The organism is Streptomonospora nanhaiensis, assembly GCF_013410565.1.
GTDB lineage: Bacteria > Actinomycetota > Actinomycetes > Streptosporangiales > Streptosporangiaceae > Streptomonospora > Streptomonospora nanhaiensis.
In genome coordinates this window covers 4,999,691-5,012,712 of the sequence record NZ_JACCFO010000001.1, presented here as the reverse complement: position 1 = coordinate 5,012,712, position 13,022 = coordinate 4,999,691, and the positions used below count along the sequence as shown (strand labels likewise).

At 75.8% G+C, this 13,022-nt stretch carries 11 protein-coding genes; 5 read left to right on the top strand and 6 right to left on the bottom strand.

Translation table 11 applies throughout. From position 1 onward, the window contains the following. Nucleotides 1-12 precede the first annotated feature (12 nt). The 5 genes from HNR12_RS22245 to HNR12_RS22225 form a co-directional block, all read right to left on the bottom strand. Nucleotides 13-1,560: an AAA family ATPase gene (locus HNR12_RS22245; protein ID WP_179769393.1), complete on the bottom strand. Its 1,548-nt coding sequence runs from the start codon at nt 1,558-1,560 to the stop codon at nt 13-15. A gap of 140 nt (nt 1,561-1,700) precedes the next feature. Next, a complete protein-coding gene (locus tag HNR12_RS22240) occupies nt 1,701-3,881 on the bottom strand; it encodes a HelD family protein (protein WP_179769392.1) in 2,181 nt (726 codons plus the stop codon). A gap of 279 nt (nt 3,882-4,160) precedes the next feature. Then, complete coding sequence (locus HNR12_RS22235; protein WP_179769391.1) at nt 4,161-6,548, bottom strand: ATP-binding cassette domain-containing protein; 2,388 nt, start codon at nt 6,546-6,548, stop codon at nt 4,161-4,163. Between the two features lie 170 nt (nt 6,549-6,718). After that, nucleotides 6,719-7,129 (bottom strand): VOC family protein, encoded by a 411-nt coding sequence (locus HNR12_RS22230; RefSeq protein WP_179769390.1) that lies wholly within the window; start codon nt 7,127-7,129, stop codon nt 6,719-6,721. 5 nt (nt 7,130-7,134) lie between these two features. After that, nucleotides 7,135-7,584, bottom strand: a complete 450-nt coding sequence (locus HNR12_RS22225) for a helix-turn-helix transcriptional regulator (RefSeq protein ID WP_179769389.1) — start codon at nt 7,582-7,584, stop codon at nt 7,135-7,137. A 760-nt stretch (nt 7,585-8,344) separates the two neighbouring features. On the opposite strand from HNR12_RS22225, the gene HNR12_RS22220 reads away from it, so the two are divergent. Beyond that, complete coding sequence (locus HNR12_RS22220) at nt 8,345-8,959, top strand: hypothetical protein (RefSeq protein ID WP_308251379.1); 615 nt, start codon at nt 8,345-8,347, stop codon at nt 8,957-8,959. Nucleotides 8,960-9,381: 422 nt separating this feature from the next. On the opposite strand, the gene HNR12_RS22215 is transcribed toward HNR12_RS22220, so the two are convergent. Then, the gene (locus tag HNR12_RS22215; RefSeq protein WP_179769387.1) at nt 9,382-9,567 is read right to left on the bottom strand and encodes a zf-HC2 domain-containing protein; all 186 of its coding nucleotides are present in this window, start codon (nt 9,565-9,567) and stop codon (nt 9,382-9,384) included. Nucleotides 9,568-9,640: 73 nt separating this feature from the next. On the opposite strand from HNR12_RS22215, the gene HNR12_RS29575 reads away from it, so the two are divergent. From HNR12_RS29575 to HNR12_RS22195, 4 genes are read left to right on the top strand one after another with little or no spacing between them, the layout of a single operon-like run. Next, entirely contained in the window at nt 9,641-10,456 is an 816-nt protein-coding gene (locus HNR12_RS29575; protein ID WP_179769386.1) for a sigma-70 family RNA polymerase sigma factor, read from the top strand. Next, on the top strand, nt 10,453-11,115 hold the full coding sequence (locus HNR12_RS22205) for an ATP-binding cassette domain-containing protein (RefSeq protein WP_179769385.1): 663 nt from the start codon (nt 10,453-10,455) through the stop codon (nt 11,113-11,115). The genes HNR12_RS29575 and HNR12_RS22205 overlap by 4 nt, the downstream gene beginning before the upstream one ends. Then, on the top strand, nt 11,112-11,990 hold the full coding sequence (locus tag HNR12_RS22200; protein WP_217782915.1) for a metal ABC transporter permease: 879 nt from the start codon (nt 11,112-11,114) through the stop codon (nt 11,988-11,990). Before HNR12_RS22205 ends, HNR12_RS22200 begins: the two co-directional genes overlap by 4 nt. Continuing rightward, nucleotides 11,933-12,847, top strand: a complete 915-nt coding sequence (locus tag HNR12_RS22195) for a metal ABC transporter solute-binding protein, Zn/Mn family (RefSeq protein ID WP_179769384.1) — start codon at nt 11,933-11,935, stop codon at nt 12,845-12,847. The genes HNR12_RS22200 and HNR12_RS22195 overlap by 58 nt, the downstream gene beginning before the upstream one ends. The last annotated feature ends 175 nt before the right edge of the window (nt 12,848-13,022 follow it).

Sequence of the window (13,022 nt, the reverse complement as noted above, 5' to 3'; positions counted from 1 at the left end):
TGCGGTCCTCGGTCACCGCGCCGTCCGCCCGTTGAGGTACTCCACCAGTTCGTCGTAGGCGCCGGCCTGGTTGCCGAACATCGCCACGCCGCGCGCGGTCTCCAGCCAGGTCTCCGTGGAGGGGCGGATGTCGCTGAGGGCGGCCTCGAAGTCGGGCATCTGGATGAGGCGGACCTCGCCGCTGGCGGCGGAGTCGAGCAGGGCCCGCTCGGCGGCGGAGTCGCACAGGTGGGCCAGGTCGGCGCCGGAGAAGCCCTCGGTGCGCCGGACCAGGGTGTCGATCTCGATGTTCTCGATGGGGCGGTCACGCAGGTGGTAGCGCAGGATCGCCTCACGGGCCGAGGCGTCGGGCGGCACCACCAGCACGGTGCGGTCGAACCGGCCGGGGCGGCGCAGCGCGGAGTCGACCTCCCAGGGCTGGTTGGTGGCGGCCAGGACGAACACGCCCTCGTTGTCGGCGTTGACGCTGTCGAGTTCCAGCAGGAGCTGGTGGACGACGGAGGCCCCGCCGCCGGACTGATGGTCGCGGCGGCGGCCGATGGCGTCGATCTCGTCGAAGAACACCACGCAGGGCGCCCTGCGGCGGGCCTGGGCGAAGACGAAGCCGATGTTGCGCTCGGACTGGCCGAGGTACATGTCCAGGACGTCGGTGATGCCGACGGAGAGGAAGTCGGCGCCCAGCTCCCCGGCCAGCGCGCGGGCGATGAAGGTCTTGCCGCAGCCGGGCGGGCCGTAGAGGAGCAGGCCGCCGCGCAGGCTCTTGCCGTAGAGGCGCTGGAGTTCGGGGTTGCGCATGGGCGCCAGGAACGCGGCGTGCAGGCGCTCCTTGACGGCCTCCATGCCGCCGACGTCGGCCAGGGTGACCGTGGGCGCGACCGGTTCGGGCGGGGGGTAGCCGGAGCCGGCGTCCTGGGGGTCGGCGACCACGTAGGCGGGGCCGACGATGTCCTCGATCGGCACCGCGCCTTGGGGGCGCTGCGGCTCGGGAGCGGCGCCCAACTGGCCGGCGACCGAGGCGGCCGCCGCGAACAGGCCGGGCTCCTCGGCGGCGGCGCGCAGCGCCATGTTGGCCCCGTTGGACTGCCCGGCGATGTAGACCCGGTCGGGGTCGGCCCGGTGCTCCTCGACCAGTTCGGCCACCAGGGCGCGCAGGAAGTCCATGTCGGCGTCGGGGTCGGGGCGCAGGGCGGTGGGCTCCCGGTGGTCGCCCCACCCGGAGTGCAGTCCGGCGGGGTAGACCACGCCCAGCCCCTCCTCGGCCGCGGCCTCCGTCAGCCCCGTGGTCTCGGCCATGTCCCGGGGCGAGGAGCCCTTGCCGTGCAGCGCGATGACGACCGGCACCGACCGTCCGCGCGGGAGTTCGCCCGTGTAGGCGCGCTCGGTGCCGCCGACCTCGACGGAGCCCTCGACGGGGCGCTGCGGCCCGCGTGCCCGCGCGTCCCCTCCCCCGGCGGCGGCCTGGTCGGCGGCCGCGGCGCCTCCGGCGGCGGCGCAGCCCAAAACCAGGGCCGGCACCAGGACCAGCCCCACCAGCCGGTGGCGGCCTCGGGTCTTGGGCATGCGTGTCCTTCCGTGTGGCGTCGATCGCGGAAGCGGGGCCGGGGCGGCGGGCCGGGCGCCGCGGCGGCCGGGTCACCCCCCGGCCGCCGCACCCCTTGGTCGGCCGCCCGCGCCCGTGCGGCGGCGCGGACGGCTCCGGGTCAGCCTGCCGACCCCGGCGTTTCCTCGGCGTAAGCGGCCAGCGCTGGGGGCAGCGGCTCGCTGTGCACGACGTGCAGGCTGGTCACGGCGCGGGTCAGCACCACGTAGAGCCGGTTGAGACCGCGCGCCTCGGCCGCCGCGATGCGGGCCGGTTCGTCCACCACCACCGCGTCGAACTCCAGCCCCTTGGCGAGGGTGGCGGGCACGCACACCAGCCGGGCCGCCTCCAGCGCGTCCTCGGTCTCGCCGACCAGGGCGGTCTCCAGCCCTTCGGCGCGCAGCCGGGCGGCGAGCCCGGCGGCGTCGGCCTCGGCGGTGATCACCCCGACCGAGCCCTCACCGGCGAGCGCGGCGCGGCAGGCCGCCACCACGGCGCCGGCCCGCTGCGCCGCAGGCGCGGCGGTGACCCGCAGCGATCCCGCGCCCTGGCGCACGCCGGTCGGCCGGCCCAGGCCGGGCGCGATCTCGGGCAGCAGCCGGGCGGCGAAGTCGATGATCTGGGCGGGCACCCGGAAGCCCCGGTCGAGCACGGCCAGGTGCGCGTCGGGCTGGCCGAGGTGGGCGAGCAGCCTCTCCCACCGGTCCACGGCCGAAGGGCTGGTGCCCTGGGCGATGTCGCCGAGCACGGTGAGCGAGCCGCGCGCGCAGCGCCGCGCGATGACCCGGCACTGCATCGGGCTGAGGTCCTGGGCCTCGTCCACCACGATGTGGCCCAGGGTGTCGGGGCGCTCGATGAGGCCGGCCGCCTCGTCGATAAGGGCGAGGTCGGCGACCGACCACCTGGCCGACTTGGGGCCGCGCGGGCGGCCGGGCAGCAGGACGCGGCGCTGCTCCTCGGGGGTCAGGAGGCCCTCGGCCGCACGGGCGAGGCGGTCGGGGTCGGTGAGCAGGCCCAGGACGAGGCGCACCGGCTCGGCCTTGGGCCACATGGCGCGGACGGCCGCGCTGACGGTGCGGTTGCGGCGCAGCGCGCTCAGCGTGCCGGAGTCGACGGACTCCCCCGAGTTCTCGATCCGCCGCATGAGCAGGTGGGCGATCCGGTGCAGCAGCAGGTTGGGGCCGGCGCCGTAGGCCATGTCCCGGGTGCGCAGCTCGTCGAGCACCTCGGCGAGTTCGTGGGCGGGGATGCGCCAGCGGCGCGAGCCCCGCTCGACCACGAGGGTGTCCTCGGGCGGGGTGGGCAGGCTCCACAGGTCGCGGCGGATGACCTCGGCCATGCGGGCGTCGCCCTTGACGCGTTCGGCCTCGGGGTCCTCGGCGCGGCGGACGGGGACGCGGGCCGCCAGTTCCTCGATCGTGGTCTGGCGGACGCCGACCTCGCCGAGCGCGGGAAGCACGCGGCGGATGTAGGAGAGGAAGGAGCGGTTGGGGCCGATGATGGCCACGCCGCCGTCGCGGCGCAGCCGGTCGCGCTCGGTGTAGAGGAGGTAGGCGATGCGGTGCAGGCCGACGGCGGTCTTGCCGGTGCCCGGCGCGCCCTGGACGCAGATGGTGGGGCGCAGCGGGGCGCGGACGAGGTCGTCCTGCTCGGGCTGGATGGTGGCGACGATGTCGCGCATGGGGCCGGTGCGGGGCCGCTCGATCTCGGCGTGCAGCAGCCGGTCGGCCAGGGTCTTCGCGCCGGGGCGGTCGTCGGGGCGGGGTGCGGCGGCGAGCGGCTCGTCCTCGTAGGCGGTCAGCTCTGCGGTGTCGGAGAACCCGTAGCGGCGGCGGCGCAGCACCCCCTGGGGGTCGGTGGCGCTGGCGCGGTAGAAGGCGGCGGAGATCGGCGCGCGCCAGTCGATGACGAGGGGGTCGCCCAGGCCGTCGTGCACGTGCCGGCGCCCGATGTAGACCCGGTCGGCGTGGGGGGTGCGGGTGTGGGCTGCGGGGCCGGTGGGGCCGCCGCCGGAGGGGGCGCCCGGCTCGTCCTCGTAGACGGTTCCCGGCGGGTACTCCAGCCGGCCGAAGAACAGCGGGACGTCGGGCAGGTCCACGAGGGCGGCGGCGCGCCGCTTGCGGTCCATGTCCAGGATCCGGTTGATCAGGGTGTAGTCGGCGTCCTCGGCGCTGTCCTGGACGGACTCGGTGGTGACGACGTCCTCGTGCATGCGCGCCAGCGCGGCGCGGGCTTCGGCGAGGAACGCGCGTTCGGAGCGGATTTCGGGGTCGGCGACGGAATCGGGCACGGTTTCGGCCATGATGAGGGCAGCCTCGGCGGTAGGCGGGACACGGGGGTAACGGGCGGCAGCGCGGGTCCCGCCCCGGAAAGCCCCCGGTGCGTCGCGATCCTCAGCGCACAGGAAAAAGAGTTGCCGCCAAGCAAGAGCCAAAGACGTTAGTCGCCTATGGCCGCCAAGGCAAATCGGCAGAGCACCCGGAGGCCCGCCGCACGGCCGATGCGGGCCGAGGGCGCGGCCCCCTCGCGGGCGGAGGGCCGGGGACGCGCGTGGACCCGGCCCCGCCCGCGCGGACGGGGGTCAGCCCTTGACGTAGGCCGCCAGGTGCTCCCCGGTGAGGGTGGAGGCGTCGGCGACGAGGTCGGCGGGGGTGCCCTCGAAGACGACGCGGCCGCCGTCGTGGCCGGCGCCGGGACCGAGGTCGATGATCCAGTCGGCGTGCGCCATGACCGCCTGGTGGTGCTCGATGACGATGACCGACTTGCCGGAGTCGACCAGCCGGTCGAGCAGGCCGAGCAGCTGCGCCACGTCGGCCAGGTGCAGGCCGGTGGTCGGCTCGTCCAGGACGTAGACGCCGCCCTTCTCGGCCATGTGGGTGGCGAGCTTGAGCCGTTGGCGCTCGCCGCCGGACAGGGTGGTGAGCGGCTGGCCGAGGGTGAGGTAGCCCAGACCGACGTCGTCGAGCCGGTCGCAGATCGCGTGGGCGGCCGGGATGCGGGCCTCGCCGGAGCCGAAGAACCCCTTGGCCTCGGCAACCGGCATGGCCAGGACCTCGCTGATGTCGCGGCCGCCCAGCCGGTAGGCCAGGACCGAGGACTCGAACCGCTTGCCCTCGCACTCCTCGCACGTGGTGGCGACACCCGCCATGATGCCGAGGTCGGTGTAGATCACCCCGGCGCCGTTGCAGTTGGGGCAGGCGCCCTCGGAGTTGGCGCTGAACAGCGCGGGCTTCACGCCGTTGGCCTTGGCGAACGCCTTGCGGACGGGTTCGAGCAGCCCGGTGTAGGTGGCGGGGTTGCTCCGCCGGGAGCCGCGGATGGCGCCCTGGTCGATCGACACCACGCCCGCCCCGGCGGGAAGCGAGCCGTGCACGAGCGAGCTCTTGCCCGACCCGGCCACGCCGGTGACCACGACGAGCACGCCCAGCGGGATGTCGACGTCGACGTCGCGCAGGTTGTTGGCGTTGGCGCCGCGGATCTCCAGCGCACCGGTGGGGGTGCGCACCTTCTCCTTGAGGGCGGCGCGGTCGTCGTAGTGGCGGCCGGTGAGGGTGTCGCTGGCGCGCAGCTGCTCGACGGTGCCCTCGAAGCACACGGTGCCGCCCGCCGTGCCCGCCCCGGGGCCGAGGTCGACGACGTGGTCGGCGATCTCGATCGCCTCGGGCTTGTGCTCCACCACCAGCACCGTGTTGCCCTTGTCGCGCAGCCGCAGCAGCAGGGTGTTCATCCGCTGGATGTCGTGGGGGTGCAGGCCGATGGTGGGCTCGTCGAAGACGTAGGTGACGTCGGTCAGCGACGAGCCGAGGTGGCGGATCATCTTGGTGCGCTGGGCCTCGCCGCCGGAGAGCGTGCCCGAGGGACGGTCCAGCGAGAGGTAGCCCAGGCCGATCTCCACGAAGGAGTCGAGGGTGTGGCGAAGCGTGGCGAGCAGCGGCGCCACCGAGGGTTCGTCCAGGCCGCGGACCCACTCGGCGAGGTCGCTGATCTGCATCGCGCAGGCGTCGGCGATGCTGATGCCGTTGACCTTGGCGGAGCGGGCGGCCTCGCTGAGCCGGGTGCCGCCGCAGTCGGGGCAGGTGGTGAAGGTGACCGCGCGGTCGACGAAGGCCCGGATGTGCGGCTGCATCGCCTCGCGGTCCTTGGAGAGGAACGACTTCTGGACCCGGGGGACGAGCCCCTCGTAGGTCATGTTGGTGTTCTCGATCTTGATCTTGGTGGGTTCGCGGTACAGGAAGTCGTGCAGCTCGGTCTCGCTGTAGTCGCGGATCGGCTTGTGGGGGTCGAAGAAGCCGGACCCGATGAAGAAGCGCACCGACCAGCCGTCGGGCTTGTAGCCGGGGACGGTGATCGCGCCCTCGGCGAGCGACTTGTCGCGGTCGTAGAGCTGGGTGAGGTCGATGTCGGTGACGCTGCCCATGCCCTCGCAGCGCGGGCACATGCCGCCGGTGCGGGTGTAGGTCTGGCGTACGGCCTTGGCGCTGCCGCCGCGTTCGACGGTGATGGCGCCGCTGGCCCGCACCGAGGCGGTGTTGAAGGAGAACGCCTGGGGCGAGCCGATGTGCGGCTGCCCGAGCCGGCTGAAGAGGATGCGCAGCAGGGCGTTGGCGTCGGTGACGGTGCCGACCGTGGAGCGGGCGTTGGCGCCGATGCGCTCCTGGTCGATGATGATCGCGGTGGTCAGCCCTTCGAGGACGTCGACGTCGGGGCGCGCCATGGTGGGCATGAAGCCCTGCACGAAGCTGCTGTAGGTCTCGTTGATCAGCCGCTGGGACTCCGCCGCGATCGTGGCGAACACCAGGGAGCTCTTGCCCGACCCGGACACACCGGTGAACACGGTCAGCCGCCGCTTGGGCAGCGTGAGGCTGACGTCCTTGAGGTTGTTCTCACGCGCGCCCTGGACGCGGATCAGGTCGTGGCTGTCGGCGGCGTGGGCCGCGGCGGACCGCGGGGCCTGCGGGGCCGTGCTCATGGTGTCTCCATCTGTCGGGCTGGGCCGGGAACGGGCCGTCGGACCTTCCCGCGGCCCACGGTAGGCCGGGTTCGCACGCGGGTGCGGCCGCTCGTGGCGGGCTGTGGAAAACGGGGGGCCGGCGGCGTCGCGGCGCGGCCGTGCGGCGGCGGCAGCGCCGACCGGCCCGCTCAGAGCTGCTGCTGGATGCGGACCATGTTGCCCGCGGGGTCGCGGAAGGCGCAGTCGCGGACGCCGAAGGGCTGGTCGGTGGGTTCCTGGACGACCTCGACGTCGTGGGCCACGACCCGCTCGAAGGTGGCGTCGACGTCCGTGGTGGCCAGCACGATCCAGCCGTAGGTGCCCTTGGCCATCATCTCGGCGATGAGGCGGCGCTCCTCGTCGGTGATACCGGGGTCGGCGGCCGGCGGCGCCAGGAGGATACGGGTGTCGGGCTGGTTGGGCGGGCCCACCGTGATCCAGCGCATCGTGCCGCTGCCGACGTCGCTGCGCACCTCGAAGCCGAGGACGTCGCGGTAGAAGGCCACCGACGCGTCGGGGTCGTCGTGCGGCAGGAAGGTGGTGTGGATGGTGATGTCCATGGCCGTCACGCTAGCTGCGGCTCGACGGCCCGCGCTTCTCGATTCCTGACCGGTCGGGCCACCTGCTTGACGACGCACGTGGGCAGGCCCCGCGCCGAGAGCGCCGCCTCGCGCCGGTAGACGCTCGGCGGCATGCCGACCAGTTCGGTGAAGCGGGTGCTGAAGGTGCCCAGCGAGGAGCAGCCCACCTCGAAGCAGACCTCGGTGACGCTGAGGTCGCCCCGGCGCAGCAGGGCCATCGCGCGCTCGATGCGGCGCGTCATGAGGTAGGAGTAGGGCGATTCGCCGTAGGCGCGCCGGAACTGGCGGCTGAGGTGCCCGGCCGACATGTTGACCCCGCGGGCGAGCGCCTCGACGTCCAGCGGGCGCGCGTACTCGCGGTCGATCCGATCGCGGACGCGGCGCAGCCGCGCGAGGTCGCGCAGGTGCTGCTCGGTGGCGGAACTGCTGGTCACCTGCACGATGATGCCACGTTATGCCCGGTTTGGACAGCGCGTCCGGCGCGGTCGCCGTCCCCGGCGCCCGCCCGGTCCGGGCCGCGCCGGGACGCGGGCGGCCGGCCCGCCGCGATACCGCGGACACCCGGCGGGGCGCGCCGGCGAGCGGGAGGGGCTCGCGGAAAAAGGGGACCGCCCGCGGGGCCGCCGCCGCGTTTTCCGGCGGACCGCCCCTTTCGCTCCGGCGGACCGCCCCGGCGCTTCACCCCGCCCGCCCGGCGGGGCGCCGCGCCGCCGGGGCGCTTTCGGCGGCCGCCTTTTCCGGCGGCCCGAAACCGCTCCCCTCAGCGCCGCCTCCGGCGCCGCCCGGCCGTCGCCGCCGGATTCCGGCCGAATCCCCGGGGACCGCCCTCGCCCTCCGCGCCCGCTCCGGCGGCTCCGGCCGCCTCGCACGGGCCTGCGCCCCGCGCCCGCCGTACCGCCAACGCGCCGCGCGGATGGCCTTAACCGGTTCACCACCGAATTCGCCTTTCCCTCCCGACCGAAACGGGATCCACCCCGTGCCGTCCATGATCGTTTTTGCCGCGGCACCCGCGATTTGGCGGATGTTAATTGAACGTTGCACGAATCAAAAAATGATCAAAGCGCCGACCTCGGCGTTTATCCTTCGCCGTGGAATGACGGTGAACGTCACAGCGGAAAAGGCGAGCGCAATGCGAGAATGGATCCAGTGTCCGAGATGTCGGCGTCAACGCCGCCTTTCGCCCGATGGCCGCGTGTGGGTGTCTTCGCCGCGGTCTGCGTCGGCGTGTCGGCGCTCGGCCACGGCCTGGCGTCGGGCCACGCCCTTCCGTGGCCGGCCCTCGCGGGCGGCGGCGCGCTCGTGTTCGCCGCCCTGTGGCCCGCCGCCCGCCGCGAGCGCGGGCTGGCGGCCCTGTCCGGCTGGATGCTGTGGGGCCAGGCGGCCCTGCACGTGCTGTTCACCCTGGCCCGGCCGCCCGGCGCCGCCCACCCGGCCGGCCACCGCGCGCACACCGCCGGCGCCGAGGCCCCCTGCGAGGGCTGCTGCTTCGGCGGCGCCATCGGCGTTCCGGGCGGTCTGGGCGGACTCGGCCCGGCCGACGGCGAAGGCGGCGCCGGCATGGTGCTGGCCCACCTGGCCGCCGCGCTGGCCACCGCGTGGTGGCTGCGGCGGGGCGAGGCCGCGGCCTTCCGGCTCGCCGGCCTGGTGCGCTCCCTGCTCTCCACCCTCGTCGCCCTCGGCGCCGGCGAGTCCCCCGCCCCCTGCGCGCCGCCGCGCCCGGTCTCGGCGGTGGGCGGCCCGGCCGTGGCGCCCGGCCTGCTGCGCCACACCGTCGTCCTGCGCGGCCCGCCGCCTCCCGCCCCCGCTTGACCCCCTCCCTCCGCGCGCACGCGCGGCCGGGCGCACCCGCACGCGCCCGGCGGGCCCGGGTCGAGCCGTCCCCCTTCGGCCGTGCCGGTGCGGTCGGGGGTGCGCCCAGCGCCCCCGACCGCGCCGCGCCAGTCGCGCCCGTCGGCGGCCCGCAACGCGGCCGCCGCAGTGGCGCACCGCCGCCGTCCGCACGGCGCGGCGCGGCGGCGGTCCTCGACCGCAGAGGAAGGCACATGACGTCTCATCGCGCAGTGAACGCGGCCCGGCCCGCCCCGCCCCGTTTCGGCGGGCGGGCGGCCCTCGACCGCGCCAGACCGCGGCCGAGCGGGCCAGGGCCCCGGCGGCCGCACCGCTTACCGGTGATCGCGGCGGCCGCACCCGCGCGGGCCCGCGCGGCGGAGTGGCGGGTGCGCGGCGCCCGGCTACTCGCCGCGGTCGGCGGCCAGGCGGGCCGAGCGCAAAAGCCGCTGGAGCCGGTGGGCCGCGGCGAGCCAGGAGCCGCACGCCGCGCAGTCGCGCAGGTGGCGGCGGACCTCCTCGGGGACCGCATCAGCGGCCTCGCCGTCCAGTTCGGCGGACAGCGCGGTCCGGCACTCCACGCAGCTCACCCGTCCATAATGGCTCATTCCCCCGTCGGCGCCACCCCCTGGTCCCGATGTGCCGGCGAGGAGGTGGCCGTCCGTGGATGACGCCGAACTGACCCGGCTGGCGCTGGACGCGGTGGACGGCGGCGACGGCGCCGTCGAGCAGCTGGTGCGCCGGCTGCGGCCCGACGTCGCCCGCTTCATCGGGTCGATGTCGGATCCCATGCTGGTCGAGGAGCTGACCCAGGAGACCCTGATCCGCGCCCTGCGCGGCCTGCCCCGCTTCGCCGCCCGCTCCTCGGTGCGCTCCTGGATCCTGTCCATCGCCCGGCACACGGTCGTCGACCGGTACCGGGCCGCGTCCTCCCGCCCGGCCACGGTCAGCGTGGAGGACTGGGACGCGGCCCAGTCCCGGACCGAGTCCGGGCAGGGCCGGTTCGAGGAGGAGATCGCGCTGCTGAACCTGCTCAGCCACCTGGCCGAGCCCCGCCGCACCGCCTTCGTCCTCACCCAGATCGAGGGGTTCTCCTACGCCGAGGCGGCCGAGATCACCCGCGTGCCGGTGGGGACCGTGCGCTCCCGCGTGGCGCGGGCCCGCGAGGATCTGATCACCGCCCTGCGGCTGGCGGAGAGCCCCGAGGCCGCCGAACCGGCCGCGCCGCCCGCCGCGCCGCCGGCGGCGGCCAAGGCGGCGGAGGCCGGCCCGACCGCGCCGGCGCCGCATTCGCGGGAACCGCGGCCGCCCCGCACCCGACCAGTGCGGCAGAGGGGCACCGCGTGCCGCCCGGCCCGCACACCGCCCGACCCCGGCTCCCCGTCCGCGCCGACCGCCCGTGTCGCCCCCTCGCCCCTGCCGGTCCCGGCGCCCCCGGGTCCGGCGCCCACCCTGATACCGACCCAGGAGCCCACATGACGGCGGTAACTGTGACCACCACGGCGGCGCTGGAACTCTCCCTGGTCGACGTGACGTGCCGCTTCGGGGCCGCCCCGGCGGTACGCGGCGTCTCCGTCGCGGTGCGCCCGGGCCAGAAGGTCGCGCTGACCGGCACCAACGGGTCCGGCAAGACGACGCTGCTGCGCGCCGTGCTGGGCCTGCACCGGGGCCGGGTGGCGGGCCGCGTCAGCGTCGGCGGCGCGGTCGCGGCCACCCGCGCCGACTGGGCGCGGCGGCGCCGCCAGTGCGCCTGGATCCCCCAGCGCCAGGGCGGCGGCGCGTTCCCGCTGCTGGCCGAGGAACTGCTCGCCGGCAGCGGCGACCGCGACGCCGCCGTCGCCGCCGCGCACCGGCTCGGCGTGGCGCCCCTGCTGCGGCGGCCGGTGCACACCCTCTCCGGCGGGCAGGTGCAGCGCGTGCACCTGGCGCGGGCGGTGGGCTGTGTGGCGGCGGGCGCGGGGCTGCTGCTGGCCGACGAGCCCACGGCGGCGCTGGACTTCGAGGGCCAGCGCGAGGCCGCCGACGTGCTGCTGGGCCTGCCGGCCACGGTCGTCGTTGTCACCCACGACCGCCGGCTGGCCGACCGGTGCGACCGCCGGCTGGAGATGGCGGCCGGCGCCCTGCGGGAGGCGCCGTGATCGACGGGGCGACGTTCCTGGCGCTGCTGGAGATGCCCGCCGTCCAGCGGGCGGCGGTGGCGCTGGTGGTGGGCGCGATCGGGCTGCCGGTGATCGGCGTGGCGATCGTGGGCCTGGACATCATGCCGGTGCGCTTCGCGATGATGCACGTCGCGCTGCTGGGGATCGCCGTGGGGCTGCTGGTGGGCCTGGACCCCCTGCTGTGCGCGCTGGTGGCGTGCGCGCTGGCGGGGGTGGGCATCAGCCCGCTGGCCCGCGACCCGGGCGGGCTGTCGGGCGGCATGGGCCTGCTGATGAGCCTGGCCATGGCGGCGGCGCTGCTGGTCCTGGCGATGTCGGGCGTCAACGGCGCGAGCGCGTTCGAGTTGCTGTGGGGATCGGTGCTGTCGGTGCGCGCCGTGGACATCGCGATCCTGGGCGTCCTGGCGGTGGTGGTGCCCGGGCTGTTCTGGTGGCGGCGCCGCGACCTCGCGCTGCTGCTGCACGACCGCGAGCTGGCGCTGTGCTCGGGCGTGCCGGTGGGCGCGCTCACCACGCTCCTGCTGGTGCTGATCGCGGTGTCGGTGGCCGGTGCGATCCGGCTGACGGGAGCGCTGCTCGTGGACGCGCTGACCCTGCTGCCCGCGCTGGCCGCGCGCCGGCTCGGGCACTCCCTGGGGGCGATGGTCCTGTGGGCGATCGGCATCGGCGTGGTGGTGAACCTGGCCGGGTTCGCCATCGCGCTGCTGTTCGACCTGCCGCCGGGCCCCGCCCTTGTCCTCACCGCCGGCGCGGTCGTGCTGGTGGTCCAGTTCCTCCCGGAAAGGACGACGTCGCGATGGTCGACGCTCGCACCCCCCTCCCCCGCCCCGCCCTCCTCCGCGGCGGGGCACTGACGGCGGCGGCGCTGCTGCTGGGCTGCGCCGCGTGCGGCTCCGGCGGGGCCGCGGACGACGGCGGCGGCGACGGCGCCGGGCCGGCCGTGGTGGCGACCACCACCTGGCAGGCGGCGTTCGCGCGCGCGGCCGGCGCCGAGGACGTCACGGTGATCGTGCCCGCCTCGGTGCAGCACGCGCCCGACTACGAGCCGCGGCCCTCGGACCTGGCGGCGGTGGCCGACGCCGAGTTCGTGCTCTACAGCCCGTTCGAGTCGTTCGCCGGGCAGATCACCGAGGCGGCGGGGTCCGGGGCCGAGGCGGTCGAGGTGAACGCCGACAACAGCCCGGAGGTGGTGACCGCCGAGGTCGAGAAGCTGGGTGAGCGGTTCGGCACGGCCGAGGCGGCGCGGGAGTGGCTGGCAAAGTTCGACGCGGTGCGCGCCGAGCTGCGCGAGGACGTCGAGGCCGACTGGCCGGGCGGGGAGCGGCCCGCGGCGGTGGCCCAGGTCTACGCCGGGTGGGCGGCGGAGCTGGCGGGCGCGGAGGTGGTGGGCACCTACGGGCCCGACCAGGTCACCCCCGAGCAGGTGGCGGAGCTGAGCGCGGCGAATCCCGCGCTGGTGCTGGACAACGCGCACATGTCCACCGGAGCGGTGCTGCCCGACTCCGGCGCCGTGGAGGTGGACGTGGTGAACTACCCCGGCGAGGACCAGGACCTGCTGGCGCTCTACCGGGCCAACGCCGAGGCGATCGGCGCGGCGCTGCGCGGTGAGGAGGCGCCCTCGCCGCGTCCCGGATCCGGTGGCGACGGCGGCGGCCACGAGGCCGACCACGACGGCCACGGCGGCGGGGGCGGGGGCGGGGGCCACCGCTGAGGCGGCGGCCCCGCCGCGCGTGTTCCCCGGCGGGCGCGCCGCCCGGGAGCCGCGCGTCCGCCGCCCGGCCCGGCCGTGCCGGGGCACGGCCGGGCCGGACCGCCGGTGCCCCGGCGGCTGCCTCCAAGGCACCGGCCGCCCGAGGCGCCGGCCCGAGAGGGCCCGGCGCGGGCGG

What these genes read in the sequence shown, in the direction of transcription:
- HNR12_RS22205 (WP_179769385.1), top strand. Translation starts at nt 10,453, where the DNA reads ATGACGGCGGTAACTGTGACCACCACGGCGGCGCTGGAACTCTCCCTG.
- HNR12_RS22240 (WP_179769392.1), bottom strand. Translation starts at nt 3,881, where the DNA reads ATGGCCGAAACCGTGCCCGATTCCGTCGCCGACCCCGAAATCCGCTCC.
- HNR12_RS22230 (WP_179769390.1), bottom strand. Translation starts at nt 7,129, where the DNA reads ATGGACATCACCATCCACACCACCTTCCTGCCGCACGACGACCCCGAC.
- HNR12_RS22195 (WP_179769384.1), top strand. Translation starts at nt 11,933, where the DNA reads ATGGTCGACGCTCGCACCCCCCTCCCCCGCCCCGCCCTCCTCCGCGGC.
- HNR12_RS22235 (WP_179769391.1), bottom strand. Translation starts at nt 6,548, where the DNA reads ATGAGCACGGCCCCGCAGGCCCCGCGGTCCGCCGCGGCCCACGCCGCC.
- HNR12_RS22245 (WP_179769393.1), bottom strand. Translation starts at nt 1,560, where the DNA reads ATGCCCAAGACCCGAGGCCGCCACCGGCTGGTGGGGCTGGTCCTGGTG.